Origin of the sequence: Sphingobium cloacae, assembly GCF_002355855.1 — a bacterium.
Classification (GTDB): domain Bacteria; phylum Pseudomonadota; class Alphaproteobacteria; order Sphingomonadales; family Sphingomonadaceae; genus Sphingobium; species Sphingobium cloacae.
In genome coordinates, this window is record NZ_AP017655.1 from 469,401 (window position 1) to 494,092 (window position 24,692).

27 protein-coding genes are annotated in these 24,692 nt (G+C 63.6%); 9 read left to right on the plus strand and 18 right to left on the minus strand.

Annotated elements, in window-relative coordinates; translation table 11 throughout:
• Window positions 1–132: 132 nt before the first annotated feature.
• The gene (locus SCLO_RS02435) at window positions 133–1,380 is read left to right on the plus strand and encodes an MgtC/SapB family protein (protein WP_021246244.1); all 1,248 of its coding nucleotides are present in this window, start codon (window positions 133–135) and stop codon (window positions 1,378–1,380) included.
• A 162-nt stretch (window positions 1,381–1,542) separates the two neighbouring features.
• Here the strand turns inward: SCLO_RS02435 and SCLO_RS02440 are convergent, their stop codons facing one another.
• Window positions 1,543–1,785 (minus strand): YdcH family protein, encoded by a 243-nt coding sequence (locus SCLO_RS02440; protein WP_030091400.1) that lies wholly within the window; start codon window positions 1,783–1,785, stop codon window positions 1,543–1,545.
• 91 nt (window positions 1,786–1,876) lie between these two features.
• The gene (locus SCLO_RS02445) at window positions 1,877–3,478 is read right to left on the minus strand and encodes an MBL fold metallo-hydrolase (RefSeq protein ID WP_030091401.1); all 1,602 of its coding nucleotides are present in this window, start codon (window positions 3,476–3,478) and stop codon (window positions 1,877–1,879) included.
• A 216-nt stretch (window positions 3,479–3,694) separates the two neighbouring features.
• Here SCLO_RS02445 and SCLO_RS23575 point away from each other — a divergent pair, with 216 nt between their 5' ends.
• A complete protein-coding gene (locus tag SCLO_RS23575; RefSeq protein ID WP_030091402.1) occupies window positions 3,695–3,922 on the plus strand; it encodes a hypothetical protein in 228 nt (75 codons plus the stop codon).
• Here SCLO_RS23575 and SCLO_RS02455 read toward each other — a convergent pair.
• Both SCLO_RS02455 and SCLO_RS02460 read right to left on the minus strand, forming a co-directional pair.
• Window positions 3,900–4,274 carry an ArsR/SmtB family transcription factor gene (locus SCLO_RS02455; RefSeq protein ID WP_030091403.1) on the minus strand — a complete coding sequence of 125 codons (375 nt, stop codon included), beginning with the start codon at window positions 4,272–4,274 and terminating at the stop codon, window positions 3,900–3,902. The genes SCLO_RS23575 and SCLO_RS02455 overlap by 23 nt on opposite strands.
• Window positions 4,271–4,852, minus strand: coding sequence for a peroxiredoxin (locus tag SCLO_RS02460; protein WP_407695339.1), 582 nt, complete (start codon window positions 4,850–4,852; stop codon window positions 4,271–4,273). The genes SCLO_RS02455 and SCLO_RS02460 overlap by 4 nt, the downstream gene beginning before the upstream one ends.
• 190 nt (window positions 4,853–5,042) lie before the next feature.
• Here SCLO_RS02460 and trxC point away from each other — a divergent pair, with 190 nt between their 5' ends.
• The 6 genes from trxC (at window position 5,043) to SCLO_RS02490 (ending at window position 9,290) form a co-directional block, all read left to right on the plus strand.
• Entirely contained in the window at window positions 5,043–5,486 is a 444-nt protein-coding gene (gene trxC / locus SCLO_RS02465) for a thioredoxin TrxC (RefSeq protein ID WP_021246250.1), read from the plus strand.
• A 209-nt stretch (window positions 5,487–5,695) separates the two neighbouring features.
• The gene (locus SCLO_RS02470) at window positions 5,696–6,340 is read left to right on the plus strand and encodes a peroxiredoxin (RefSeq protein ID WP_030091405.1); all 645 of its coding nucleotides are present in this window, start codon (window positions 5,696–5,698) and stop codon (window positions 6,338–6,340) included.
• A 70-nt stretch (window positions 6,341–6,410) separates the two neighbouring features.
• Complete coding sequence (locus SCLO_RS02475; protein ID WP_021246252.1) at window positions 6,411–7,331, plus strand: MBL fold metallo-hydrolase; 921 nt, start codon at window positions 6,411–6,413, stop codon at window positions 7,329–7,331.
• Between the two features lie 4 nt (window positions 7,332–7,335).
• Window positions 7,336–8,124: a sulfite exporter TauE/SafE family protein gene (locus SCLO_RS02480; RefSeq protein ID WP_030091406.1), complete on the plus strand. Its 789-nt coding sequence runs from the start codon at window positions 7,336–7,338 to the stop codon at window positions 8,122–8,124.
• Window positions 8,125–8,152: 28 nt separating this feature from the next.
• Window positions 8,153–9,013 (plus strand): class I SAM-dependent methyltransferase, encoded by an 861-nt coding sequence (locus SCLO_RS02485; RefSeq protein WP_030091407.1) that lies wholly within the window; start codon window positions 8,153–8,155, stop codon window positions 9,011–9,013.
• Between the two features lie 25 nt (window positions 9,014–9,038).
• Window positions 9,039–9,290: a hypothetical protein gene (locus SCLO_RS02490; RefSeq protein ID WP_030538178.1), complete on the plus strand. Its 252-nt coding sequence runs from the start codon at window positions 9,039–9,041 to the stop codon at window positions 9,288–9,290.
• On the opposite strand, the gene SCLO_RS02495 is transcribed toward SCLO_RS02490, so the two are convergent.
• The 12 genes from SCLO_RS02495 to SCLO_RS02550 form a co-directional block, all read right to left on the minus strand.
• On the minus strand, window positions 9,284–9,979 hold the full coding sequence (locus SCLO_RS02495; RefSeq protein ID WP_231923324.1) for an energy transducer TonB family protein: 696 nt from the start codon (window positions 9,977–9,979) through the stop codon (window positions 9,284–9,286). The genes SCLO_RS02490 and SCLO_RS02495 overlap by 7 nt on opposite strands.
• Window positions 9,980–10,006: 27 nt before the next feature.
• Window positions 10,007–12,199 (minus strand): TonB-dependent receptor, encoded by a 2,193-nt coding sequence (locus SCLO_RS02500; protein WP_096362195.1) that lies wholly within the window; start codon window positions 12,197–12,199, stop codon window positions 10,007–10,009.
• A 109-nt stretch (window positions 12,200–12,308) separates the two neighbouring features.
• Window positions 12,309–12,707: a DUF2946 family protein gene (locus SCLO_RS02505; protein WP_021246258.1), complete on the minus strand. Its 399-nt coding sequence runs from the start codon at window positions 12,705–12,707 to the stop codon at window positions 12,309–12,311.
• Between the two features lie 60 nt (window positions 12,708–12,767).
• Window positions 12,768–14,006, minus strand: a complete 1,239-nt coding sequence (locus tag SCLO_RS02510; protein WP_021246259.1) for a TolC family protein — start codon at window positions 14,004–14,006, stop codon at window positions 12,768–12,770.
• Complete coding sequence (locus tag SCLO_RS02515; RefSeq protein ID WP_021246260.1) at window positions 14,006–14,305, minus strand: DUF3240 family protein; 300 nt, start codon at window positions 14,303–14,305, stop codon at window positions 14,006–14,008. Before SCLO_RS02515 ends, SCLO_RS02510 begins: the two co-directional genes overlap by 1 nt.
• A complete protein-coding gene (locus SCLO_RS02520; RefSeq protein ID WP_021246261.1) occupies window positions 14,298–17,369 on the minus strand; it encodes an efflux RND transporter permease subunit in 3,072 nt (1,023 codons plus the stop codon). Before SCLO_RS02520 ends, SCLO_RS02515 begins: the two co-directional genes overlap by 8 nt.
• Window positions 17,370–17,378: 9 nt before the next feature.
• Window positions 17,379–18,491: an efflux RND transporter periplasmic adaptor subunit gene (locus SCLO_RS02525; protein ID WP_021246262.1), complete on the minus strand. Its 1,113-nt coding sequence runs from the start codon at window positions 18,489–18,491 to the stop codon at window positions 17,379–17,381.
• Window positions 18,492–18,548: 57 nt separating this feature from the next.
• A complete protein-coding gene (locus SCLO_RS02530) occupies window positions 18,549–19,565 on the minus strand; it encodes a sensor histidine kinase (protein ID WP_021246263.1) in 1,017 nt (338 codons plus the stop codon).
• Window positions 19,562–20,239: a response regulator gene (locus tag SCLO_RS02535; protein ID WP_021246264.1), complete on the minus strand. Its 678-nt coding sequence runs from the start codon at window positions 20,237–20,239 to the stop codon at window positions 19,562–19,564. The genes SCLO_RS02530 and SCLO_RS02535 overlap by 4 nt, the downstream gene beginning before the upstream one ends.
• A gap of 78 nt (window positions 20,240–20,317) precedes the next feature.
• Window positions 20,318–21,007 (minus strand): cytochrome b/b6 domain-containing protein, encoded by a 690-nt coding sequence (locus SCLO_RS02540; RefSeq protein ID WP_021246265.1) that lies wholly within the window; start codon window positions 21,005–21,007, stop codon window positions 20,318–20,320.
• A gap of 72 nt (window positions 21,008–21,079) precedes the next feature.
• Window positions 21,080–21,781, minus strand: a complete 702-nt coding sequence (locus SCLO_RS02545) for a VIT1/CCC1 transporter family protein (protein ID WP_021246266.1) — start codon at window positions 21,779–21,781, stop codon at window positions 21,080–21,082.
• Window positions 21,782–21,974: 193 nt separating this feature from the next.
• Window positions 21,975–22,226, minus strand: a complete 252-nt coding sequence (locus tag SCLO_RS02550; protein ID WP_021246267.1) for a hypothetical protein — start codon at window positions 22,224–22,226, stop codon at window positions 21,975–21,977.
• Window positions 22,227–22,509: 283 nt separating this feature from the next.
• On the opposite strand from SCLO_RS02550, the gene SCLO_RS23755 reads away from it, so the two are divergent.
• Window positions 22,510–22,692 carry a hypothetical protein gene (locus SCLO_RS23755; protein ID WP_062066092.1) on the plus strand — a complete coding sequence of 61 codons (183 nt, stop codon included), beginning with the start codon at window positions 22,510–22,512 and terminating at the stop codon, window positions 22,690–22,692.
• Between the two features lie 28 nt (window positions 22,693–22,720).
• Here the strand turns inward: SCLO_RS23755 and SCLO_RS02555 are convergent, their stop codons facing one another.
• Entirely contained in the window at window positions 22,721–23,371 is a 651-nt protein-coding gene (locus tag SCLO_RS02555; RefSeq protein WP_021246268.1) for a hypothetical protein, read from the minus strand.
• Between the two features lie 121 nt (window positions 23,372–23,492).
• Entirely contained in the window at window positions 23,493–24,665 is a 1,173-nt protein-coding gene (locus SCLO_RS02560) for a L,D-transpeptidase (protein WP_231923325.1), read from the minus strand.
• Window positions 24,666–24,692: the final 27 nt, after the last annotated feature.

Below are 24,692 nucleotides of genomic sequence, written 5' to 3' on the forward strand. Positions count from 1 at the left end.
GGATCGATTTGGCGCGCGTAATCAAATCCATTCAATCCACGTCGCGCATAAGGAGGAGCCTATCTGCCGCGTTCATACTACCGTTCCCGATCGATTACCTTGCCGTGGAGTGATCATTTGATATCGCTTGATATGGAACTGCTTCGTTCGCTTGCTGCGGCGCTCGCGGTAGGCGTGCTGATCGGTATCGAGCGAGGCTGGCGGCAGCGCGAGGCAGCGGATGGCAGCCGGGTCAGCGGTTTGCGCACCTTTGGCCTGCTCGGTCTTGCCGGCGGCCTTGCCAGCCATATGCCCGAAAGCCTTGCGGCGGTAATCGGGCTGGCGGTCACTGCCAGCCTGGTTCTTGGATATCGCAGCGAACAAGCCCGCACGGCCAGCCTGTCCATCACCAATACGTTGGTCGGCATTATCACCTTCGCCTTGGGATATATGGCCGGGCAGGGCCTGGTGAGCGAGACGCTGGCCGTCGCGGCGGTAACCACCTTGATCCTGACGCTCAGGCAGCAATCCCACGCCATGCTCAAAGGGATGAGCCACAAGGAGGTCGAATCGATCGCCACGTTCGCGATCGTCGCGTTGGTCATCCTGCCGCTGCTGCCGGATGCGAGCTACGGCCCCTTTGAGGCCTGGAACCCGCGGCAAATCTGGATGGTCGTCGTCGTCGTGCTCGGACTCTCCTTCGCCGGCTATGTCGCCAGTCGTCGGCTCGGCGCGGACAAGGGGGTCATGATAACCGCTTTGTTCGGGGCATTGGTATCGTCCACGGCGGTCACTGTTGCCTATGCCCGGCGTTTGCGCGCCAATGATGGTCCGCAAGGCCCCTTGATTGCTGGTATTGCGCTCGCCTCGCTCGTGATGTTCGCGCGCGTCCAGATACTCTCTTTTACCCTCATCCCCTACGCCAGCACATCGCTCGCGCTTGCAATGGTTCCGGCTTTCGTCGTCGGCGGTCTGACAACCCTTCTGGCGCTACGCTCCAAGGTGGATGGTGATGGCGCCAGCGAGGTGAAGCTGGGCAATCCGCTGGATTTCGGGCCGGCGCTTCTGCTGGCGGGCGCGGTTGCGTTGATTGCTGTCCCGGCACGTTGGGCGCTCGCGCGGTTCGGCGATCAGGGCATTGTCGTTGTGCTTGGCCTTACGGGCATGTGGGATGTGGACGCAGCCGTACTCACGCTCGCGGGGCTGCCTGAGGATATGCTGAAACCCGACACGGCCGGACTGGTGCTTGCGGTGCCCGTGCTCGCCAACACGATGTGGAAGGCTGTACTCACGCTGGTACTGGCAGGGCCATCAAAGCAAGGCTGGAAGGCGTCCGGCCCACTCTTCGCATCAGTTCTGGCATCTGCTGCCGGTATCGCCGCGCTCATGGTGTTTCGCTAGGAGCGATGAGCGGGCAGCTCGTGACTGGTTCGAAGCTGGTTCAGGTCCATTCCTGAGCGGGGATGCGCGCTTTCGTTGCTGGCCGTGAATTTGTGGCGACGCAGAGCCATGGCCGGCTATTGTCGTAAGGGCCGAACGCGCGGCATCCGGCCCTTGGGCAGATCAGGCGGCCTGCGACAGGGCTTCGGCGATCTGATCCTTGATCGCGAGGCGGCGCTTGCGAAGTTCGGTCTCGTGATCTTGCGAGGTCGGTTCGATATTGGTTTCAGCCACGTGGATTTCGTCATTCACGACATCATAATCGAGAAGAAGCTGCGCGAAGCGAGAGTCCGAAGCCTTCAAGGCGTGAATCTTGTCCATCTGACCGGGGAATTCCTCGCTCAGGGTGTGGGGGGTATTCGACATAATTACTCCTTTGATGAAACTATGATATATAGCGAATTCGCGGGTGGCCGCACCCGTTTATGTCTGGGGCTGGTCACTTTGTTTTCGCCGATCAGCTCGATCGGCTCTTACGATGCTCGCGATAGGCCTGATAGGAATGCAGAATCTCGGCCATGCGGGCGAGTGCCTCGCGCCGGCCCGACGCGCTCTCGATATTCTGCAGTTCTTTTTTCAGATGGGTCGAAAAATCCGCATAGTCATTCTGCCAATCGCGGCCGACAGCCTCCTGTAGTTCCGGCTTTCCGGTCTTCAGGCGCTTGGACGGGGCGCGTGACGGCAGTGAATAGGTTTCCCCGATCTTCGGCGTGACAATCGATGCCGCGGCATCGTCCGCCTGCATCAGGCGGCGGAACGTCTCGATCGAGCCCTCTTCGCCGTGTCCCAGGAACAGGCTGCCATCGATCGGCTTCCGCGCCCTTATCCAGCGCTGCAGATCCTTCTGGTCGGCATGCGCCGAATAAGTGTCGATCCGCCGGATCTGCGCGCGCACCGCGACGTCCTGCCCCCAGATGCGCACGCGGTTCGCGCCATCGAGGATTGTCCGGCCAAGGGTGCCTGCGGCCTGGAAACCGACGAACAGGATCGTCGATTCACGGCGGCCGAGATTGTACCGCAGATGGTGACGGATGCGTCCCGCTTCGCACATGCCGGATGCCGCCATGATGATGGCTCCGGACATGTCGTTGAGCCGCATCGATTCCATCGTGCTGGCAGTGTAGTGGAACGAGGGGTGACGGAAGATTTCACCCGAGCCCATGTCTTCGAGTTCCCCGGCATGTTTGGCGAACACCTCTGTCGCGCGGGTCGCAAGTGGCGAATCGATGAACACCTGCGGATGCGCCAGGCGTCCGGTGTTGATCAGGGTCGCGATATCGAGGAGCAATTCCTGGGTGCGTTCGAGCGCGAAAACGGGAATGACGAGGTTGCCGCCGCGCGTAAGCGCTGCATTGATCTCGGCTTCCAGCAAAGTCCGGCGCTGCTCGATCGTCACGTCCTCGCGGACGCGGTCGCCATAGGTGCTCTCGCAGAACACATGATCGAGTCCTGCCGGACCCTCGGGATCGGCATGAAAGGCCTTGTGGTCTGGACCCAGGTCGCCGGAGAAGAGCAAGTGCACGCCACCGACCTCGATCTCCACGGATGTGGAACCCAGGATATGGCCCGCATTCCACAAGCGCGCCCGAAAACCGGCGGCAGGTGCGAACCAGTCGTGCAGCGCTACTGTCTCGACCTGTTCATAGGCCGCTTTGGAATCCGCTTCGGTATAGATCGGTTCGATCGGCTCCTCGTCCCGGCGATCCTGCCGTCGATTGCGGCGCTCCGCATCGCCCTCCTGAATTCGTCCGGCGTCGGGCAGCATGTAATACAGAAGGTCGCGGGTTTGCGGTGTCGCGAAGATCGGCCCGCGATACCCTTCCGCCGTGAGCCTGGGCAGCAGGCCGCTATGGTCGATATGCGCGTGCGTCAGGACAACGGCGTCGATCTTGCGCACGTCGAACGCGAAGGGGTCGCGATTGAGTGTTTCCAGCGTCCGGGATCCCTGGAACAAGCCGCAATCTATGAGGATCGTCTTTCCGCCATGGCGTAGTTCCATGCAGGAACCAGTGACTGTGCCGGCAGCGCCGTGGAAGGTTATGGTGGGTACGCTACTCATCGGTCCTCTCATTCTCTCGCCGGCGGTCCAATAGGCTGGTTATGCGCGGGTCGCAGGCCAATCATCTGTAAACTCGCCGATCTTCGTCTGTCCTTACGTATGGTTCCGAATTTGATCGGTGAAGCCCGGATCGATAGTGGCGCTGAGATTGATTCCATGGAGTTCTTGCAAGGACGTGGGCGACGTCCGCGAACTGGTTGAGCTCAAGCAGGGAAAATGGAGGACGATGCCGCCCTCGAAGGCCAGACCTCGCTTCTTGACCGCGAAATTGCTCCCATGAGCCGGGCGCTGGAGCGGATCAGGCGAGGCGCTTACGGCGAATGCTTGCAGTTATGGTATTCCACAAGCCTCGAAATGCTCTCTAACGTTGCAGCGATGATGTTCAGAACTTTCTTGGAAGACATCGTCCAGGACAATATCGTCACAAAATCTTGGCGAAGGTAGCGACCGATCCCTGGGGAAAAGGTCGCTTTGTTTTCGCGGCAGTGTCTCCTCTATTTATCGGAGTTCCCGCTAGAGCGCATAGCAATTTCGCTGTTCCCTCCATATTGGCCGATACGATGCTATAGAAAACGAGTTTCGCATCGCGGCGCGTCTGAACCAGTTCCGCCTTGCGCAAAATTGCGAGTTGTTGGGACAGGCCCGGTTGACCGATGCCGGTGAGGGCTTCGAGTTCGCCTACAGACTTCTCGCCATGTTCGAGGAGCGTCCGCAGGAGCTTCAGGCGGACGTCATGGGCGATCGCCTTGAGGACGCTGGCAGCCTCTTCAAGCTGCGTATCGGTGAAAGTCATCACTTGCCTGTCTTCCCATGCTTGTCGGGCTGCGTGCGGTGGAACCAGCAGCCATCGCCCGCCGCATCGAGCGCACCGTGCTGGTCCTGATAGGGCGGAAGAAGCACGTCATCGCCGGGATGCCAGCCTTCGGGGGTCACTATGTTGTCGTTGTCGACCCGTTGCAGCGCGGTCAGGACTCGAAGCAGCTCCTCCACCGATCGCCCGATGGTGGCTGGATAGCAGAGCTTGGCGCGGACAATGCCTTCGGGGTCGATGAAGAAGGTCGAGCGCAGCGTGGCCGCGTCGGGGGCGTTGTCCGCGAGCATTCCATAGGCGCGGCCGATCACCATCGAGGGATCTTCGACGATCGGGAAAGCGATGGTCACGCCGAAATGCTCGCGGATCGCCCTGATCCATCCGAGATGGGAATAGAGGCTGTCGACCGACACCGCGACCAGGTCGCAGCCGAGCGCCTTGAACCGATCGCTGGCGCGCGAGAGGGCGACGAATTCACTGGTGCAAACCGGCGTAAAATCGGCGGGATGAGAGAACAGCAGTACCCAGCGGCCGCGATGGCCGGACAGGGTCATGTCGCCCATCGTCGTGCGGGCGCGGAAATCAGGCGCGGGATCGCCGATCTGGATAGGGGAGCACACGGCATTGTCGTCTGCGTTCGAGTTCAACTTTCTCACTCCTGCAGAGAGGCAAGTCTTGAACCCTCTCCCTTACACGGTTACATCATGCGGGTAAACGATTAAGCGGTATTGGCGTTCCACAGGAGAGAAGCGCATGTCCGATGTCCCGCTGGTAGCCTGCCCGGTTTGCGCGAGCATCAACCGCGTTCCTGCAGCGAAGATCGGCGCGGCGCCAATTTGCGGGAAATGCGGAATGCCGCTTTTCCAGGGACAGCCGGTCGATGTCGACCAGGCGGCATTCGATCGGCATGTAGGTCGCGGAAGCCTGCCGGTTCTCGTCGATTTCTGGGCGAGTTGGTGCGGACCTTGCCGCGCCATGGCGCCGGCGTTCAAGGCGGCCGCTGCGGAGCTGGAGCCGCATGTCCGGCTCCTGAAGGTCGATACCGAAGCTGAGCAGGGTATTGCCGGGCGCTACCGCATTCAGTCGATTCCGACGCTGATCCTGTTCAGGGGTGGCCGCGAGGTCGCCCGACAGGCCGGGGCGATGGACCGTGCGCGACTCGTCGCCTGGACAAGGCAGGCGCTCGTCACCGCCTGATTCGGGGTGTGATGACCCCATACTTAGCATAAACGATGCTTTGACGTGTTCGCGCCTCTGGTCCCGTGCGCTGCGAATCCGGCCTAATTCGGCCGATTGCAGAAGTGATTGAAAAATCCGATCAAAGGAATTAGATTTATCGTGTTATCACGATTAATAGAAATGTGTATTCAATGTCTGTCACTCACTCAGTCATAGGAGACGATAAAATGACAGACCAGGTCACTCCCTCCATGCCGCGGATCAACGAACCGGCGCCTCCCTTCAAGGCCAAGACGACCCACGGCGAACGCTCGCTCGACGATTACAAGGGCAAGTGGCTCGTTCTCTTTTCCCACCCCGCCGACTTCACGCCGGTCTGCACGACCGAATTCATGGGCTTCGCCAAGGCCGCCGACCGCTTCAAGGCGCTCAACTGCGAGTTGCTGGGCCTCTCCATCGACTCGGTGCATTCGCACATCGCCTGGATGCGCAGCATCGAGGAGAAGTTCGGCGTCGAGATCCCGTTCCCGATTATCGACGATCTGTCGATGAACGTCGCCAAGGCCTTCGGCATGATCCATCCCGGTGCCTCGGACACCTCGGCCGTTCGCGCCACCTTCATCATCGACCCCGAAGGCATTGTCCGCGCGATGGTCTATTATCCGATGTCGAACGGCCGCTCGGTCGATGAATTCGTCCGCCTGCTCACCGCGCTCCAGACGTCCGACGCCAACAAGGTGGCGACGCCTGAAAACTGGCAGCCCGGCGAGCCGGTGATCGTGCCGCCGCCCGCGACGGCCGAAGCCGCCAGGGCCCGCAAGGACGAAGGCTACGACTACACCGATTGGTATTTCAGCAAGAAGACCCTCTGAGGCAGCTGGGCCGGCTTCGCGTCCCAAGTGCGAAGCCGGTACGCCGGGCCAGACAGGAAAGGACAAGGCCATGGCCGACCCGCAAATCCGTGAAGCCACCCGCATCGTCGAGGCCGCGAGCAATGCGCGGCCCGCCGTCATCCGCAGCTTCTTCGACGAGGACACGTTTACCGTGACCCACGTCATCTCAGATCCCGCCACGGCCAAGGCCGCGATCATCGATAGCGTGCTCGATTTCGATCCGGCTTCGGGGCGCACCTCCTTCGCGTCGGCCGACAAGGTGATCGACTATATCCGGAGCGAAGGGCTCGAGGTCGAATGGCTGCTGGAGACGCACGCCCATGCCGACCATCTGTCGGCCGCGCCCTATCTTCAGGAGAAGCTGGGCGGCACGCTGGCGATCGGTCGCCATATTCTCACCGTGCAGGAGGTCTTCGGCAAGATCTTCAACGAGGGAACGCGCTTTGCTCGCGACGGCTCGCAGTTCGACCGGCTGTTCGATGACGGCGACCGTTTCAGGGTCGGCTCGATCGAGGCGATCGCGCTGCATGTGCCGGGCCATACGCCCGCCGACATGACCTATGTGATCGGCGATGCGGCGTTCATCGGCGACACGCTGTTCATGCCCGACTACGGCACGGCCCGCGCCGACTTCCCGGGCGGCGATGCGCGCACGCTTTATCGGTCGATCCGCCGCCTGCTGTCGCTCCCCGATCAGACCGGCCTTCATCTTTGCCACGACTACAAGGCCCCCGGGCGCGACACCTATGCCTGGGAAACGTCGGTCGGCGAGGAGCGAGAGCATAATGTCCATGTTCGCGACGGGGTGAGCGAGGACCAGTTCGTCGCCATGCGCGAGGCGCGCGATGCGACGCTCGGGATGCCGCGCCTCATTCTGCCGTCCATCCAGGTCAACATGCGCGGCGGCCACCTGCCCGAGCCGGAAGACAATGGCATGCGCTACCTCAAGCTGCCGATAAACGCGCTGTAAGGCCATGGCACTCGAATCCATCCAATATCTGCTTGGTGCCGGATCGGGCTCGCTCGTCGGATTCACGCTGGGGCTGGTGGGCGGTGGGGGCTCAATCCTCGCCGTCCCGCTCATGGTCTATCTGGTCGGCGTCGCCTCGCCGCATGTCGCGATCGGCACCAGCGCGCTGGCGGTCGCCGCCAATGCCGGGGCCAATCTCGTTCCCCACGCGCGCCAGCGGACGATCAAATGGCGTTGCGCCGGCATGTTCGCCGCTGCTGGTGTCGCCGGCGCCTATGCCGGATCGACACTCGGTAAAGCGTTCGATGGACAGAAGCTGCTGTTCCTGTTCGCTCTGCTGATGGTCCTGGTTGGCGGGCTGATGCTAAAAAGCCGGGGCGATCCCGGCAATCCCGATGTCCAATGCCGGCGCGAGAATGCGCCCAAGGTGATCGGTTATGGGGCCGCCACTGGTCTCTTTTCCGGGTTCTTCGGCATCGGCGGGGGCTTCCTGATCGTGCCGGGACTGATGGCTTCGACCGGGATGCCGATGCGCAACGCCGTCGGATCGTCGCTGGTCGCCGTCACCGCTTTTGGTCTGACGGCCGCGCTCAACTATGCCCTTTCCGGCTTGGTTGATTGGGGGCTTGCTGCGGCGTTCATCGCCGGCGGCGTCATCGGCGGCCTTGTGGGCGCGGCGCTCTCTCGGCGGCTGTCGGCGCACAAGGGGGCGCTCAATACGATATTCGCACTGCTGATCTTTGCGGTTGCCGCCTACATGCTGTGGCAAAGTACCGCCGCGATCCTGGGCTGATTCTTGAAACGACGATGGGAGTACATCGATGAACGATGCTGGCGAGAACAGGGAAGGTTTGGCCGCGCACGATTGGGCCGGCCAGGCGGGCATGCGTTGGCTCGCCCAGCTCGACCGCTTCGAAAGCATGATCGAGCCGATCGGCAGGGCGTTGCTTGCCCAGGCCGCATACAACGCCGGCGAAACGGTGGTCGATGTCGGATGCGGCGGTGGCTGGACCACGCGGCAGATCGCCACGGCCGTCGGCAACACCGGATTTGCGCTCGGCCTCGACATCTCACCCGATCTGGTGGGGATGGCCAGGGAACGGGCACAGCGCGCGGGCCTTGCCAATATCCGCTTCGAGCAGGGCGATGCCGCGACGACGATGCTGGAGGAAGCGCCGTTCGATCGGCTGTTCTCGCGCTTCGGTTCGATGTTCTTCGCTGAGCCTTATCCCGCTTTCGCCAATCTGCGCCGGATGTTGCGCGATGGCGGGCGGCTCGACATCGCTGTCTGGGCGTCCATCGCTGACAATCCGTGGCAGCTTAGTGTCATGGGCATCATCAAGGAGCATATGGACCTGCCGACGCCGCAGTCGCGCGCGCCGGGACCATTCGCGCTCGGCGAGCAGGACTATGTGATCGACCTTCTCCAAAGCGCGGGTTTCTGCGAGGTCAGATTCGATGCCTGGACAGGTGAGCAGCGCGTGGGCGGCCCCGGCAGTGATCCCGAGAGCGCCGCTCGCTTCGTGCTTGAGGGGATGCAGATCGGCGATCTTGTTCGACAGAACGGGGCAGAGGTACGCAAGGCCATTCACCAGCATCTTGTCGAGCTGTTCGAGCGCCATTGCGATGAGAATGGCGTTCATATGGGGGCGAAGGCCTGGCTGGTGAGCGCACGGGCCTGAGAGCATTCAAGAAAAGGGTGATAATATGGCGCGCAAGAAGCTATCGCTTCGGCTTCCGGGGAAAGGTTCATCCGATGGTGACGCTGCCAATTCCGAGGAAATAGCGGCGGCGCTCGCACTGATCGAGACGCATGGGCAACGTGCCGGACAGGCTCTTGTCGATGAGGCGCAGGCTGCCATCAAGGCTCGCGACGATCACCGTGTTTTGTTTCTGGAACGTGTGCGCGTCGCCCTATTGACGATCGAGCCATCCTCGTCCGCCATGCGGCCTCAATGAAAGCTGAATGGTATCGTAAAGACCAACTGCTCGCTTTCCACGCCCATAGGCGGTGTTGGAAAAGGAGCAGCATTGCGCACCGTGCGGAGCGCCAGGCGATCGAGCGCGGCATTCCCGCTGCTGCCGGCCAGCTCGACGGCAATCAGCGCGCCGTCAGCCCCGACGATGAAGCGGACCGTTGCGACCCCGTCGAGGTGGATCCCCGCGGGCTTGCGCGCGGCTATTCGCGCCCAGAGCTGGCGCTGATAGGCCGCAAGCGCGGACTGTTTCTTATTATCCTGGGCTTGCGGCGGCGCGACCTCGGGTTCCGGCGCGGGCGGTCTGCTTACCGGCGCGACAGCGAACGGAGAGGCGATTGCTGGAGCAGCGGGTATAGGCGACGAAGCTGGTCCGCCTCTTTCTCCCGTCGTAGCCAGCTCGGGCGGGTGCGCAGGGCGCCGCTCCGGCGATAGGCGGGCCTCGTCTGTCCGCGATCGCGACAACGTTGAAGGCGGTGGTGACGGTGGCGACGGGGTAAACAACCGGAAGCGGCTCACCTGCACAGGCTGCGTCATTCGCAGCCGTCCCGATAGATTGGCATTGAGCGCCACTAGCACCAGCAGGCAGCATGACGCGGCGGCAAGGCCCGCGCCCAGGCGCTGCGACCAGGCCGAGGGCTGGCCATAGCCTGCCCTCGGCTCCTCGTTCATGTCGTGCGAGTTCGGGAGCATGGGCGCTCAAAACGCAATCGTGATCCCGGCGTTGACCGATCGCCCCCGGCCCGGAACCGGGCGGCGCACGCCGGTCGCCTTCAGATCGCCGAGCGACATGCCGCTAAGCGGAGCATAATAGGCCTTGTCGAACAGATTGTCGGCGCCGAGCGTCAGGCGAACCTTGTCGATGCGATAGGCGAGCTGGACATTGAGCAGCGCGTAGCTGCCCGTCCGCGGTTCGTTGCGGGTCGGATCGGCGCGATCCTTTTCCGTCACGATGTCGAGGTCAATCCGGGTTTCGAGGCCGCCGATCCGATGCTCGAGGCTCAGCGCCGCATTGAACGGCATCTGGTGATAGAGCGGTGCGTGGTCGGTCAGATTCTGGCCGTGCAGCCAGCTCGCGCGCGCGGTCAGACGCGCGGTGCCGGCCGACGACGATGACCATAGCGGCACGGCGCCCGATATGTCGATGCCGTAGATCTCTGCCTTCTGGTTGGCGAACTGCAATTGAACGAACCCGGTCGGACTGCCCATCATGTCGGTGAAGTCCGCCAGCTTAACGGCGTCGATATATTCGTCGACATGGGTGTAATAGGGCGCGATCTTGAACGACCAGCCATCCTTGCCGCCTCCGGAAATGGCCAGGGCGGCGCTCAGCGTATCGGCCTTTTCGGGGCGAAGGTCGAGGTTGCCGACATAGCCGTTCCCGTCGCCGAACCACCCGATCATGCGGCTCGCCATGCTGCCCCGGCCCCAGCTATAGCGCTCGTAGATATTGGGCGAGCGAACCTTGCGGGCATAGCCGATCTCGATATCCGCCCCGTCCGAAAGCGCGTAGCGGACCAGCAGGCTGCCGCTCCAATTGCTGTCGTGGCGCTTGCGGTCGGCCTTGTTGAACGCCGCTGCCGCCATGACATCGGCCATCTGCATCATGCCGGTGCCATAGGGCGCGACCTTGCCGGTGTTCATCCAGACCTGATCGTTACGGATGCCGGCGATGAGGGAGAAACCGCTATCCCAGCGCGTTTCCCACTCGAGGAAGGTGCCGAGCCGATCGCGCTTGGCCCCGTTGACGTTGATGAACGCATTCGGCCCCATCATCATATTGCCCACAACGGGCGGCCAATAGTCGTTGAGCCATTGATGCTGGAATTCGCTGCCCAGGCGCAGCGTGCCGCCGCCGAGCAATATATCCGCCTGGACGGTATAGCTCGCGCTGTGGACCTCCGTGTTCATCGGCATCCCGCCGGTCGCGGTCCCGCCCTTGTCGGCGAGGAAGTTCATGACGTGGTCGGTGTCGCGCCAGCTCGCCCGCACATCGAGATTGCCCCAATCGAAGACGCCGGCATAATGGCCGTTCAGGAACCATGATTTGTTGGACGTCATGTCCATATATTGGTTCGGGAAACCCTCATAGGGCGTGAAATGATAGCCGCCTTTCAGCTCGATCAGGCCGTTGCTGACTTGCGCTGCGAGATTGAGGCTGTGGTCGGTCTTGGCATATTCGCTGGACCGCACGCCCCCCAGCGAGCCGCCGCCCTTGAAATTGCCGGCCTGGGTATAGGAGCCGCTATAGGTCAGGCTGAGCCTGTCGCTTGCGGCCGTCACGGACAGCGCGCCGCCGAACCCGTCGCCATTGCTTCGATAGAAGGCCGATGCTTCGCCGGTCAGCAGCGTTTCGCCCTGTTTCGCAAAGCGGGGCGGAGCGCTCTCGACGCGAATGATCCCGCCGATGCTGTCGCCGCCATAGCTGACTGGCGAAACGCCGGTAATGACGTCGATCGCGCTCACGGTTTGCGGATCGGTGTAGGACAGGGGCGGATTCATATCGTTCGGACAGGCCGAGGCAATCGCCACGCCGTCGACCAGCACGGTCAAGCGCTGCGCTTCAAGGCCCCGGATCACCGGCAAGGTCGAGAAGCCCCCGGCCCCATAGCCGCTGACGCCGGGTACGCTTTGCAGGATCGCTGCGGTATCGCTCGAGCCGACCTGAAGGTCGCGCAGGCGCGAGGGGGAAAGCCGCTCACCCGAAACCGTCGACCCCGCCTCGCTCGCCGAGCTAACGTCGACCTCTGGCAGCGGCGTCCCGTCCTGGGCGAAGGCTCGCGAGATGGGGGCGCCCGCCAGCACAGCGACGAGTGCGGGAAAAGCGAAGCTCCCGGCGAGGCGAACCTTGAAAGTTGGTTGCTTGCTGGTGGAGCGAGCGAAGGCAGGCATGGTGGTTGCCGCGCAATGCGCGGAATCAAGCATAATCGTCATGTCGGAATCCTGATTCACATGCGGCGCCCCGGCGAGGGGCGCCCATCAACGGGGAATGTCGAAGGAATCAGGTGGTGGGAGGACCGATCGCCGGCGGGCGCAGATAGGTGCCGCGCCGGAGGACTATGCGGTTTGGACGCCGAAAAACCGTTGCGAGGATGAAGGCGAGGGCGACGGCTAGGAGCAGCGCATCGACGGCCGCGAGCGATGGCGAGGACAGGCCGGTAAAGGCGCAAGGCGCTTCCGCCTTCTTGTGCTCGTCATGGTCCTGCTCGCCGCCTTTGCTCGGCAACTTGATTGCGATCTTCTGAGGCCCTTGCCCCGAGCACAGCTGGACCAGGATCACGCCATTCGAGACGACCGGCATGAAACCCGCCGGCACCAACGCCTTCACGAGCAGCGCAGCGCCTAGCAGGAGCGCGCACAGCCAATGGTGCCGGACAAGGAATTTGCGAGCTTCGGTCACGCAGCATCCTCTAAGTGCAGGCTCGTTTCATGTCGAGAATGTTTGCTTGCCGTATGTTAGCTAGTCGTGCCCCGCTTCATCTGGTGCCCAGATGCTGTGGGAATCGATCTGGATCTTGAGCAGAGCACGATCGGCTTCGGAGCGCGCCTCGATTTCCATTCGGCGCGCGTCATTGGCCTGCCGGCGGGCATAGAGCATATCGGAGAGGTCGATCTGCCCGAGTTGGTAACCGCGCACCGTCCTTTCGGCGGCGTCGCCGGCGCTGCGCGCCGAAGCGTCGGCATTGCGCCAGGCATCGAGCCGGGTGTGCGCGTTGGAAAGGTCGGCATTGGCGGTCGCCTCGATGCTGCGCTGCACGGCCGCGAGTTCCATGCGCGCGGCATTGGCCTCGGCTGACGCCTGATCGGCTGCGGCTCTGCGATAGCCACCGCCGAGCGGGATTAAAGCCACCACGCCCGCGCCGGCTTCCGCGCCGCCGCGCTCGCTGAACAGGCGGACGCCGAAGCTCGGGTCTGCGATGCGATCCGCTCGCACCCGACGCGAAGTCACGTTCAGACGCTGCGCTTCCTTGTCGGCGGCGCGGATCTCGTGACTGCGCTCGATTACCAGGTCGCGCATCGCTTCCAGCCCCTGGGCGGGCAGCATGGGGTCGGCCAGTTCTGGTGGTTCGGAGGGGAGCGGGATTTCCGGAAAGGACGCTGCGAAGGTCACGCGCGCCTGTTCGCGCAGCGAGAGTGACGATGCGGCCTGCGCGCGCGCCTGAGCCAGCGCCGCCTGCGCCTGGTCGAGGTCGAGTTGGGCGGCGTCTCGCAGCGTGACCCGCCGCTTTATGGCGGCGATTGCCTCCTCCAGCCCGCGGACGCTGTCGAGATCGTTGCGATAATGGCTTCCCGCAGTGAGCCAGTCGTGCCAATAGCCGGCCAGCAGCAGCGCGGTTTGATGGCGGACATCCTCCATCTGGTTTTCCGCGACCTCAATGCCGAGCGCACCGGCTTCGCGGTCGAGCGCGGCCTTGCCCGGCAGGCGGAATGGGCGGCTGATTGTCGTATCGAATTCGTCGAACCCGCCTTCGCGATCGACGGTTCGGCGAATGTAGCTGCCGCTCACCGTCACTTCGTGGGGGCCTTTGCGCAGCATATCGCCGCGTGCCCGTGCGGCTTCGACGCGCGCAATTGCGGCGGCGACGCTGGGGTGATTGTCGAGCGCTTCGTTGACCTTGTCGGCAGGCGGCAGATCGGTATGCTGGGCCAGGGCAGGCGCGGCCGTCAGAAGGCCGAGAGCGGCGAGTACGATCCGCATCAGGCGATCCTTCCATGATCGAGCAGGGGCGTCGTGCGCCACCGGACCGGCAGATCGCGCCGCGCGTCTTTTACGGTGCGGAGCAGGTCGGGCACCGCGTCTGCGCTCACGATCAGTTCGAGCGTCGAACGCTTCAATTCGCCCGACACGCGCTCGGCGGTTCCCGCATCGCCAAAATCGCGACCTCGCACAGCTTCCCCGCGGACATGGATTGGCGTGGGGGAGACGGCGCGGATCGCGTCCACGAGAAGCTCGGTATCGCGGGTGGCGCAATGGAGGGTGAACAGCAGGTCAGGCATTAGCGGCCTCCCCGGCGCTTTCCCCGAAGCGCTCGAACAGGATCGGCAGTAGGACCAGCGTCAGCAAAGTGGAGGTAATGAGGCCGCCGATCACCACGATCGCGAGCGGCCGCTGGATCTCGGACCCCGGCCCGCTGGCGAACAGCAGGGGGACGAGGCCGAAGGCCGTGATGCCGGCAGTCATCAGCACCGGTCGCAGCCGACGCTGCGCGCCCAGGCGCACGGTCTCGGCCATACCCACCCCGTCGGCGCGCAACTGGCGGAAATAGGCCACCAGCACCAACCCATTGAGCACGGCGATGCCGAGCAGGGCGATGAACCCCACCGACGCCGGGACCGAGAGATACTCGCCCGACAGCCACAGCGAGATCAGCCCGCCGACCATCGCGAAGGGGATGTTGGAGAGGATCAGCAGCGCGGCGCGCAATGAGCGCAGCGCCGCCAGCAGGACGAGGAAGATCAACACCAGCGCTACGGGCACCACCATCATCAGCCGGGCCGATGCGCGCTGCTGGTTCTCGAACTGACCGCCCCAGACGATGCTGTAGCCTGCCGGTAGCCGTACCTTGGCGGTGACCTGCGCCTTCGCCTCATCGACATAGCCGACCAGATCGCGGCCGGAGACGAAGGCCTGCACCAGCGCGAAGCGCGAGCCGTTCTCGTGATCGAGCTTCACCGGTCCCTGCGTGCGCTCCACCCGCGCCATGTCGCTGACACGCGCCAGCGTGCCATCGGGCGTGCGCAATTGCAGGTCGGCGAAACGGGCCGGATCGCTCCGGATGCCGTCGTCACCGCGAATGACGATCGGAATGCGTTTCTGACCTTCGGCCACGACCCCGGACCGCACGCCCTCGACCTGTGCGCGCAGCGCGTCCTGGAACTGGTCGACCGGCATCCCGAACCGCCCCGCCGCCGCGCGGTCGATGTCGAGTTGGAGATAGTCCACATTGTCGTTGGCGACCGTCAGGACCTCCGATGAGCCGTGGATGCCGGACAGGATATCCTGGATCCGACCCGCGAGCTCGGCGAGCGTTGCGGTGTCAGGCCCGAAAATCTTGACCGCTAGATCGCCGCGCGCGCCGGTGAGCATCTCCGAGACGCGCATCTCGATCGGCTGGGTGAAACTCGATTGGATACCGGGCAGGCCGTCCAGCGCCTTGCGCATTTCCCCGACGACGAAATCCTTGTCCCCGCGCCATTGCGAGCGCGGCTTCAACTGGACGAAGCTGTCGGTCTCGTTCGGTCCCATCGGATCGAGACCGATCTCGTCGGAGCCGACGCGGGCGATCACGTCCTCCACCTCCGGCACGGTGCGGAGCGCGCGCTGCACCGCCATGTCGCCGGCCACCGATTGGTCCAGGCTGATCGAGGGCAGCTTGGTAAGCTGCACGATCACCGAGCCTTCGTCCATCGTCGGCATGAAGGTCTTCCCGGCCGCGCCATAAGCGAGGCCCGCCAGCACCAGCCCGGTGGCGGAGAGACCATAGACCAGCTTCTTGTGCGCGAACGCCGCGTCGAGCAGCGCCTGGTAGCGCGGGCCGATCTGCCGCATGATCCATGGCTCACCATGATGGCCGCTCCTGAGGCTGAAGGAGGCAAGGACCGGCACCAGCGTCAGGGCGAGCAGCAGGGAGCCCGCGAGCGCGAAGACGATGGTGAGCGCGACGGGCGCGAACAGCTTGCCCTCCAGCCCCTGCAGCGAAAGCAGGGGCAGGAACACGAGCGCGATGATGACGATGCCCGCCGACACCGGCACGATCACCTCGCTGGTTGCGCGGAATACGTGGTTGAGTCGGGGCGTGTCCTCGCCCTGGGCATGGCTCAGGCGCTCGACGACATTCTCGACCACCACCACCGCGCCGTCGACCAGCATCCCGATCGCGATGGCGAGCCCGCCGAGGCTCATGAGGTTCGCGGACAGCCCCATGACGCGCATGAACAGGAAGGTGATGAGCGCGGCCATCGGCAGGGTCGCCGCGACGATCGTGGCCGCACGCCAGTCGCCGAGGAACAGGATCAGCAGCACGACGACCAGCACGGTCGCTTCCAGCAGCGCCTCCTCGACCGTGCCGACCGCGCGCCCGATCAGATCGGAGCGATCGTAGAAGACATGGATCTGCGTGCCTGCGGGCAAGCTGTGCTGAAGCCCGGCAAGCCGCGTCCGCACGCCATCGACCACCGCCCGCGCATCCGCGCCGCGCAGCGCGATCACCAGGCCCTCCACCGCCTCGGCCTTGCCGCCGCGCGTCACCGCCCCATAGCGGGTGAGGCTGCCGGTGCCGACTGTGGCGACGTCGCCCAGGCGGACGATGCGGCCGTCCCGGCTGGCGATGACCAGCGTTTGCAGATCCTCCACGCTGCGGATCGCGCCCACGGCCCGGACGATCAGCGATTCCTCGCCATCGGTCAGGCGCCCCGCGCCGTCATTGCGATTGCCGCTTTCGATCGCGGTGCGCAGATCGGAGATCGAGAGCTTCGCGCTCGCCAGCGCCACCGGATCAGGCCGGACCTCGAAGGTACGAACATAGCCGCCCAGCGCGTTCACGTCCGCGACGCCGGGCACTGTGCGCAGCGCCGGGCGGATCGTCCAGTCGAGCAGTTCGCGTTTCTGCTGGAGAGACAGCGGCCCTTCGATCGTGAACATGTAGACGTCGGACAGGGGCGTCGAGATCGGCGCGAGACCGCCGGTCACGGCAGCAGGCAGATCGCCCGTCACGCCCGCCAGCCGTTCGGCGACCTGTTGGCGCGCCCAGTAGATGTCGGTGCCGTCGGTAAAGTCGATGGTTATGTCGGCGATGGCATATTTGGCGCTCGAGCGCAGGATCGCCTGGTTGGGAATGCCGAGCATCTCCGTCTCGATCGGCGTGATGACGCGGCTCTCGACCTCCTCCGGCGTCATGCCGGGGGCTTTGAGGATCAGCTTCACCTGGGTCTGCGCGATGTTGGGATAGGCATCGACCGGCAAGTTGACAAAAGCCCAGACCCCGAGCCCGGCCGTGGCGGCGGCAAGGATCAGGACGAGCAGACGATAGGACAGCGCGGTGGCGACAAGCGAACGCAGCATCGGGAGAGCCTATTGCGCGGTGGCGAGCGCCTTGAGCGCGCTCGTACCGGAAACCACCACCTGTTCACCGGGCCTGATCCCGGAGAGCAGCACCGTGCGGCCATCACTGCCGCCGCCGCCGGTCACGGCGCGCACGGCAAAGCCGCCGCGCGCGGTCACGAACACAACCGGCTTGCCGTCGATCATGGTGACCGCCGTATCGGGCACGCTGACCGCGCCCGCCGGCGCCGGGCCGACGATGACGATGCTGGTTGCGCGCCCCGCGACAACACCGGGTCCGGCCGGAATCTCCGCCTTGAGGCCGGCCGAACGGGTCGCGGGATCGATGGCCGTTCCCACCGCGACGATCCGGCCGGTGAGGTTGGGAAGTAGCCGCACGCTCATGCCGGGGCGCACTTGCCCGATCAGCCGTTCGGGCAATTGGCCGACCACTTCATAGCGATCCGTCGCGTCGATCACATAGGGCGCGGTGGTGCCGTCCACCGGATTGCCGGTCTGGATGGAGGCGCTGGTGACGCGACCCGCGATAGGAGCCGTCAGCGTATAGGAGCCGCTGGCGCCATGACCGCCCACCATCGCCAGGATGCGCGACTTTTCCGAAACGTCGGCGCGAGCCTCGGCTGCGATGGCATTGGCTTCGTCAGCGCGCGCGCCTGCGATGATGCCTTCGCGGCTGAGCAGGGAGAGCCGCGCGGCATTGGCCTCGGCTACGCCACGCCGCGCGTTCGCGCGGCTGAGGTCCGCGCCGATCGTCAGCACGTCGCGGCTGGCGATGATCGCCAGCGGCTGGCCCCGCCGCACGCTGTCGCCCTCGACCACGAGAGTCCGCAACACGGTGCCGGGAAAGGTCGCGGCCACCGCCACCCGGGCGTTGGCGGGAGGCTCGATCATCGCGGGGATGGTGGCGAGCGCCGCATCCGCGGCTGCCGTCGCGGGCATAAGGCGGATACCCATCTGCGCGGCGCGGCGCGCATCCACCGCCAGGATCCCATCTGTCGGTTGGGCGTTGCTTGCCGGCGCGGAGTTGCCCGTCTCGACCGGCCGACTGGCGAACCACCACAGGCCTGATAGAATCAAGGCGATCGTCGCGGCGCCCGCAATGAGGGTGTATCGTCTGGACATGCGCTCGGGCTAGGGAGCGTTCCTGACCGAACCCTGACGGGATATGAGGATTGAAGATCAGGTCGCGGGAAAACGCAGCACCAGTTCACGGTCGGCCGGATCGGTCTCAAGCGTGCCGCCATGGGCCGCCATGATCCGGTCGACGATAGCGAGGCCGAGGCCGGCGCCATCCTTGCTCGCATGGTCGGCGCGGCGGTGGCGTTGCACAAGGTCGCGCAACCTTTCGAGCGCCAGCCCAGGGCCCTCGTCCCGCACGCCCAATAGCGCGTGGGGGCCGGCGAAGACCTGGATCGTGCCACCAGCCGGCGTCACGCGCGCGGCATTCTCGATCAGATTGCGCAGCGCTGCCGCAATCGCTTCGCGCCTGCCGTTCACGACCGCAGCCTGACCGCGGGTATCGAACGCGATCAGCTTGCCTTGTGCGATGATCCCCGGCGCCACGGCGCTGACGACCTCGCTCGCCACATCCGCGAGTGACACCTGTTCGGGAGCGGTCTGGGCGGCCTCCGCCGCGTCGATCTGCGCGAGCAGCATGAGTTGGTCGATCAGCCGGCGCATGGCCGCCACGTCTTCCTTGAGGCGCGCGGCGTCGTCATAGTCAAGCCGGTCGAGTTCGAGAGACAGGAGGGCGAGCGGCGTGCGCAACTCGTGCGCGACGTCGGCGGCGAACGCTTCCTGCCGCCGCGCGGCCTGATCGAGCCGCGCCAACAGATCGTTGACCGCATAGACGAAGGGTAGCGCCTCGGCGGGCATTTGCGACGCATCGATGCGGAACCCTCGTTCGTGGCCCTGTGCAGCCTCGATCCGGGCGGCGGCATCTTCCAGCGGTGCGAAGGCCTGGCGGATCACTCGGAGCACCATGATCGCGACGGGAACGAGCAGGACGACAAGCGGCAGAGCGACATGCTCAAGCATTTCCTTGATCGCGCGGATCATCGCCGCGCGTGCATCGAGATGTGTGAAGGTGACACTGTAGAAGAAGGCGACCGCCGCCAGCAGCAGAACGGTGCCCGCCACACCAATCAGGCCCAAACCGCGTTTGAGGCGCCGTGAGATGGAGCGCTGCACGGTCATGCCTTCCCGTCCTTCAGCATATAGCCGACACCCCGAACGGTATGGAGCGCGCCGGCCACGCCCGTGTCTTCGAGCTTGCGGCGCAGACGCGAAATGGCGGCTTCGACCGCATTGGGGGTCACCGGATCGTTGAAGCTGTAGAGCGCGTTCTCGATCACTTCGCGATGGACCACCGTGCCGGCTCGCCGCATCAGCAGTTCCAGAAGGTCCGCCTCGCGGCGCGAAAGGTCGATCTCGCGATCGCCAATGCTGGCAGAGCGGCTTGCCGTGTCGAAACGCAGCATGCCGACTTCGATGACGGGCTGGGTTCGAACGCCAGGCCGGCGCAGCAGGGCGCGGATGCGCGCGGCGAGCTCGTCGATCTCGAAGGGTTTGACGATATAATCGTCTGCGCCGGAATCGAGACCGGTGACGCGATCCTCCAGCGCCCCACGCGCGGTCTGGATGATGGCAGGCGGCATCTGCTGATATTTTCGGCGGCTCGCGAGCCAGTCGATCCCGTCGCCGTCGGGCAGGCCGAGGTCGAGTATGATGGCATCATAGCTCGCGCTGCCCATCGCAGCGTCGGCTTGTGCGAGATCATGGGCAACATCGCACACGAAGCCCCGGCGCTGAAGACCGTCGGCGATCAGTGCCGCCATTCGCTCATTATCTTCGACGATGAGAAGGCGCATGGGTTTAATGTAGACTTTCCACCAGGAACGAAAGGCAAGAAGGATTGAAGCTTTCTACCAGACCATCAACCGATGTTTTCAATCCCTTTCCTCGTGCGAACCGTGATGGGAATGGCGTTGCTGCGGCGCGAAGGCGGTCGGATCCACCATGACAATGGCGATGATTGCCAGAACGATCGCTGCGGCACCAAGTAGAGCCGCAAACAAGCCTGGTCCCCGAGCCTCACGCACATTCGGATAGAGGCTGTTCTTCTTGCGGCCGCTGATCATCGCGCGAACAAGGTTTTCGCCGGTGAGCAGCGACATCAACAGCACGGCGCCGACATGAAGCCCGATCAAAGCAAGCAGGCTGTAGGCGAGGGCTTCATGAAGGTCTTTGTCCATGCCGCCTGCCGCAACGCTGCTGCCGCTCCAGATGACGATTCCGGTCAATCCGATCAGCGCCACGACTGCGATCGCGCCCAGTGGATTATGACCCACGGAACGTCGAGGATGGCCAGCTAGAAGGTCGCGTGCATGGGTGGCGATTGCTGTTGGCCGAATGAAATTCACGAACCGGGCATGCTCGCCTCCGACGAAGCCCCAGATCAGACGGAACGCAAGCAAGGCAGCAGCAGACCATCCTGCGACCATATGCCACGATGCGATCGGACTATCGTCGTCGGAAGAGAGAAACGCGATCGAGATCGCTAGGACCAGCAGCCAATGGAATAGCCGTAGCGGCGTGTCCCAAACCTTGAATGTCCTTGTATATTCAGAATTTGTCATCACGTTCGCCTTTCCAGCTGGAAGGGCTACGGGTGTTCACTGACCGAATCCTGACGATGTGAGCAGCGTGGTTCAAACCACTGTTCCGAACAGCCTCCCGATGCCCGCGGTCGCAGCCAGGGCCAGCGCGCCCCAGAATGTGACCCGTAGGATTGATTTCATGGGGCGGGCGCCCCCGGCCCAGGCGCCAAGCGCGCCCAGCAGTGCGAGAAACAACAGGGTTGCCGCGACCTCGATTGCGACGAGGCTATCATGCGGAACGACGGCGACCAACATCAGGGGCATGAGGGCGCCTGTGCTGAAAGTTGCGGCGGATGTGAGCGCGGCCTGGATAGGGCGGGCGGTCACGACTTCGGAAATGCCGAGTTCGTCGCGGGCATGCGCGGCCAGCGCATCCTTTGCCATTAGTTCGTCGGCTACCTGCCGGGCCAGTTCCTCATTCAGACCGCGTTTGACATAGATGTCCGCCAGTTCCTGATGCTCGAGCACCGGTTGAACGGCGAGTTCACCTCTTTCCCGGGCGAGGTCGGCATTCTCCGTGTCCGCCTGAGAGCTGACCGAGACATATTCGCCGGCGGCCATCGACATGGCGCCTGCCACCAGCGCCGCCATCCCTGCGACCAGGATATTGGCCTTGCCCGCGCCGGAGGCTGCGACGCCGACGATGAGGCTCGCGGTCGAAACGATCCCATCATTGGCTCCCAGCACTGCCGCGCGTAGCCAGCCGATGCGTGACACCGCATGGCGTTCGGGATGGGATCTTAGTCGGCTCATGGTGTCCTTCGTAAAATGCCGTGAAAAAGTTCAACAGTCTTTCCTGACGAAACCCTGACGATGATTGGTAGCCGGCATAGCTCAGCAATCCCTACTTGAATCGGTCTACATTTGTCGCACCACGCTGAAATCGGCACTCGGTGAAGGGGCCGTCACGCTTGAATCCATAGAGATTGGAGAGACCCGGCCTAGTTCATGTGATCATGGCCTCCTGCAGGCGGCTCATGAGAGGCAGCGCCAATTCCAGATCATCCGGTTCGACGGCTGCCTCCAATATGGTTTCGACGTGCATGACGGCTATGTTCACAGCTTTGGCCTTCGCATGACCGCGGGGATCGATTTCGGAATCCGTCTTCTTGCGAAACTTCGGGGTGAAGAGACTGCAAAAATTACGTAACTCGCGATCGAATATGATCCAGCCCCCCGTTCGATACGGGTCGTCCACGTAATGCGAGTCCTGAACTAATCGCGACAGCGCGTGCGATTATGGGTGAGGATGCGGCCTATCAGGCCGCTTTGATCGCTGCGGAACGTCGCGTATGAGTGAGAGGCGCGTTAGAGGGGCTTACAAGCCGCATCAGCTTCCAGCCCAGGAAATAGCGGAACGGGAGCCGAACTGGGCAAGGATAACTTGCACTACGTCGCTCAATAACTGCGGCAATCCCCATTCGGATAACGGAAACCGAGCGTATATTGCGAGATGAAGCGATACGGCCTTCCGCTCGAACATGATCGCCGTCGCTGGACAATGGAAGCCGTGGACCGAAAGGGAGGTCCACGAAATCGTAGCCCGATCACGGGAAAGGAATTATCTTTCCCGATTGCTGACCCACATGCTTGCCGTTTTTCGCTGGCGGATGATCGAACAAGATTGGCGGCGCCTCCTCTCGCTGCTTGCTCCGTCAAAGTGAGCGGTTTCGCGCGGGCATCGTCCCCAGTCTACCGTTTCGGCGCCTTTGGGCGCTGCGCGCGGATTTCCGCCAGCAGCACGCCAAGATATTTCTCAGCTTCGGCAGCTTCGCTTTCGGGATAGGCGGCCGTCATGCGTCCGCTCCAATAGCCATAGTCGACTGTCGTCAGGCTGGAACGCCATGGTTTGCCGTCGCGATAGCCGGTGAAAGTTCCGCGATAGGCCTTGAGGCGGCGATTGGTTGGGATCGTCGCCGGTCCTTCCGACACGATGGTCGGCGCGGCAAAATGGGACATCGTAGCCTGACGCATGATCATATAGTGGTCGCGTGGCGGCATCTGGTCGATATGGACCACCGCCATCCGCACCACGATGCGATCGTCGCCGGTGCCGAGTGGCCGGTCGTAGCCGATGGCGATATACTCGCCGCCCGGATCGAATGCCCGTTCCCTGAGGCGGGTAAAGCCCTCGAATTCCTCCGGGAAGCGCAGGCCGCTGGCCACGTGGACAAGAGTTGTGCCGTCCGGCGCCAACTCAAATCCGTCGGGTACCGCGATTGCCGTGGCGTCGGCCGAAGGTGGCGCAGCGGGCGCGGTTTCAGCCAGTGACGGAGCCGCCGAGGACAGCCCCAGCAGGATGGCGGCGGCAAGGGAAACTGGAACGCGCAATGATCGGGACATCGAAGTCAAATCCTCTGGTGAGTATGTCGTAATTAGGCCGGTCTTCGCAATTACGGCAGGGGATTGTTTGGAATCAGGCGGTAAGACGCTGCGATGGACGCGAAGTCGGGATTGCACAACGTCATCGTTCGTTTGTATCCGCTTGGGCATCCTCGCCCGTGAGCACGGTCAGGGATGTGCCTGTACTCCCGCTTTCGAGGGTATCGGCCGTGACGATCAGCGTGCTTCCCGGTTTGAGCACCGACAGCAGGCCCCGTCTGAAGTCCTCGGGAAGGATTAGCCGCTCCCGGTCCTGCCGCGAGACTTCCCCCGTCTGTGCACCGCCAAATACAGGGAGGAACATCCAATGCGTCCCGTGTTCGTCGATGGAGGCGAGGTTGAAGGCCTGAAGGCCGGAGATCTTGCCGCGGATGGCGACAGGCGCCGAACCGATTTCGATGCCGTTTCGCAACACCACGGCGCGCTGGTCCGCCGCGCTGACGATTATGGAGATCGGCCCTGTGAGTGCTTTCTCTGGCTGCCAGACCGTCAAAAAGGCATTCCCGAACGACGAGCGCCGGGCCGTATCCTGCAGGATACGGGGAGCTGGGGCAAAGCGCGGAATCTCGCTTGCCTGCGTGATGATGACCGTCAGGCCAAGCTGCGTGACATCATAGAGGTGCTCGGCGAACGTCAGGGGAAACCGGATGCATCCGTGCGAGGCGGGATAGCCCGGAAGATTGCCGGCGTGCATGGCAATCCCGTCCCAGGTGAGGCGCTGCATGTAGGGCATCGGCGCGTCATTGTAGAGGTTCGATCTGTGCGCGACTTTCTTTTGGAGGATGGTGAAAACCCCGGTGGGCGTTTCGTGGCCGGCTGCGCCGGTGGAAACGGTCGAGATGCCGATCAGGACGCCGTTGCGATAGACATAGGCCCGCTGCCTGGCGAGGCTGACGATGATGACCACCGGACCATCGGGAGCCGTTTCGGGCGCCCACAGGAACTCTCCTGGCCGTAACGCTTCCACGCTCGCCGCGATCGATCCTGGATCAAGCGCCATAGCGCGGATCGGAGCGGCGGTCAGGCAGAGCGCGGCAGTCATGGTGCCGGCAAGAAGCGTTCGGCGCGAGAAGCGTGTCGATGGTGCGTGGGATGCGCCGGCCGTTGCCACGGCAGTGAGCGTCGGGGTTCGCAATATGATGTCTGGTGTTGTGATCTTATCCATCCTCTTCTGATCAGGCCATAATATCGGTCTGCTTCGCGACGGCCAGCGAATCCTTGCCGAAGAACATTTCTGTCCGTCCTGCAAATACACGGCGACACGTTCCTTGGTTGGCGGACC

Bases quoted from the DNA above. Each gene is read 5' to 3' on its own strand.
- SCLO_RS02545 (WP_021246266.1), bottom strand. From the start codon at position 21,781: ATGAGCCGACTAAGATCCCATCCCGAACGCCATGCGGTGTCACGCATC.
- SCLO_RS02440 (WP_030091400.1), bottom strand. From the start codon at position 1,785: ATGTCGAATACCCCCCACACCCTGAGCGAGGAATTCCCCGGTCAGATG.
- SCLO_RS02480 (WP_030091406.1), top strand. From the start codon at position 7,336: ATGGCACTCGAATCCATCCAATATCTGCTTGGTGCCGGATCGGGCTCG.
- SCLO_RS02555 (WP_021246268.1), bottom strand. From the start codon at position 23,371: ATGTCCCGATCATTGCGCGTTCCAGTTTCCCTTGCCGCCGCCATCCTG.
- SCLO_RS02540 (WP_021246265.1), bottom strand. From the start codon at position 21,007: ATGACAAATTCTGAATATACAAGGACATTCAAGGTTTGGGACACGCCG.
- SCLO_RS02490 (WP_030538178.1), top strand. From the start codon at position 9,039: ATGGCGCGCAAGAAGCTATCGCTTCGGCTTCCGGGGAAAGGTTCATCC.
- SCLO_RS23755 (WP_062066092.1), top strand. From the start codon at position 22,510: ATGATCGCCGTCGCTGGACAATGGAAGCCGTGGACCGAAAGGGAGGTC.
- trxC (WP_021246250.1), top strand. From the start codon at position 5,043: ATGTCCGATGTCCCGCTGGTAGCCTGCCCGGTTTGCGCGAGCATCAAC.
- SCLO_RS02535 (WP_021246264.1), bottom strand. From the start codon at position 20,239: ATGCGCCTTCTCATCGTCGAAGATAATGAGCGAATGGCGGCACTGATC.
- SCLO_RS23575 (WP_030091402.1), top strand. From the start codon at position 3,695: ATGGAGGACGATGCCGCCCTCGAAGGCCAGACCTCGCTTCTTGACCGC.
- SCLO_RS02470 (WP_030091405.1), top strand. From the start codon at position 5,696: ATGACAGACCAGGTCACTCCCTCCATGCCGCGGATCAACGAACCGGCG.
- SCLO_RS02485 (WP_030091407.1), top strand. From the start codon at position 8,153: ATGAACGATGCTGGCGAGAACAGGGAAGGTTTGGCCGCGCACGATTGG.
- SCLO_RS02520 (WP_021246261.1), bottom strand. From the start codon at position 17,369: ATGCTGCGTTCGCTTGTCGCCACCGCGCTGTCCTATCGTCTGCTCGTC.
- SCLO_RS02525 (WP_021246262.1), bottom strand. From the start codon at position 18,491: ATGTCCAGACGATACACCCTCATTGCGGGCGCCGCGACGATCGCCTTG.
- SCLO_RS02445 (WP_030091401.1), bottom strand. From the start codon at position 3,478: ATGAGTAGCGTACCCACCATAACCTTCCACGGCGCTGCCGGCACAGTC.
- SCLO_RS02530 (WP_021246263.1), bottom strand. From the start codon at position 19,565: ATGACCGTGCAGCGCTCCATCTCACGGCGCCTCAAACGCGGTTTGGGC.
- SCLO_RS02510 (WP_021246259.1), bottom strand. From the start codon at position 14,006: ATGCGGATCGTACTCGCCGCTCTCGGCCTTCTGACGGCCGCGCCTGCC.
- SCLO_RS02515 (WP_021246260.1), bottom strand. From the start codon at position 14,305: ATGCCTGACCTGCTGTTCACCCTCCATTGCGCCACCCGCGATACCGAG.
- SCLO_RS02435 (WP_021246244.1), top strand. From the start codon at position 133: ATGGAACTGCTTCGTTCGCTTGCTGCGGCGCTCGCGGTAGGCGTGCTG.
- SCLO_RS02475 (WP_021246252.1), top strand. From the start codon at position 6,411: ATGGCCGACCCGCAAATCCGTGAAGCCACCCGCATCGTCGAGGCCGCG.
- SCLO_RS02500 (WP_096362195.1), bottom strand. From the start codon at position 12,199: ATGCCTGCCTTCGCTCGCTCCACCAGCAAGCAACCAACTTTCAAGGTT.
- SCLO_RS02495 (WP_231923324.1), bottom strand. From the start codon at position 9,979: ATGAACGAGGAGCCGAGGGCAGGCTATGGCCAGCCCTCGGCCTGGTCG.
- SCLO_RS02460 (WP_407695339.1), bottom strand. From the start codon at position 4,852: ATGGGCGACATGACCCTGTCCGGCCATCGCGGCCGCTGGGTACTGCTG.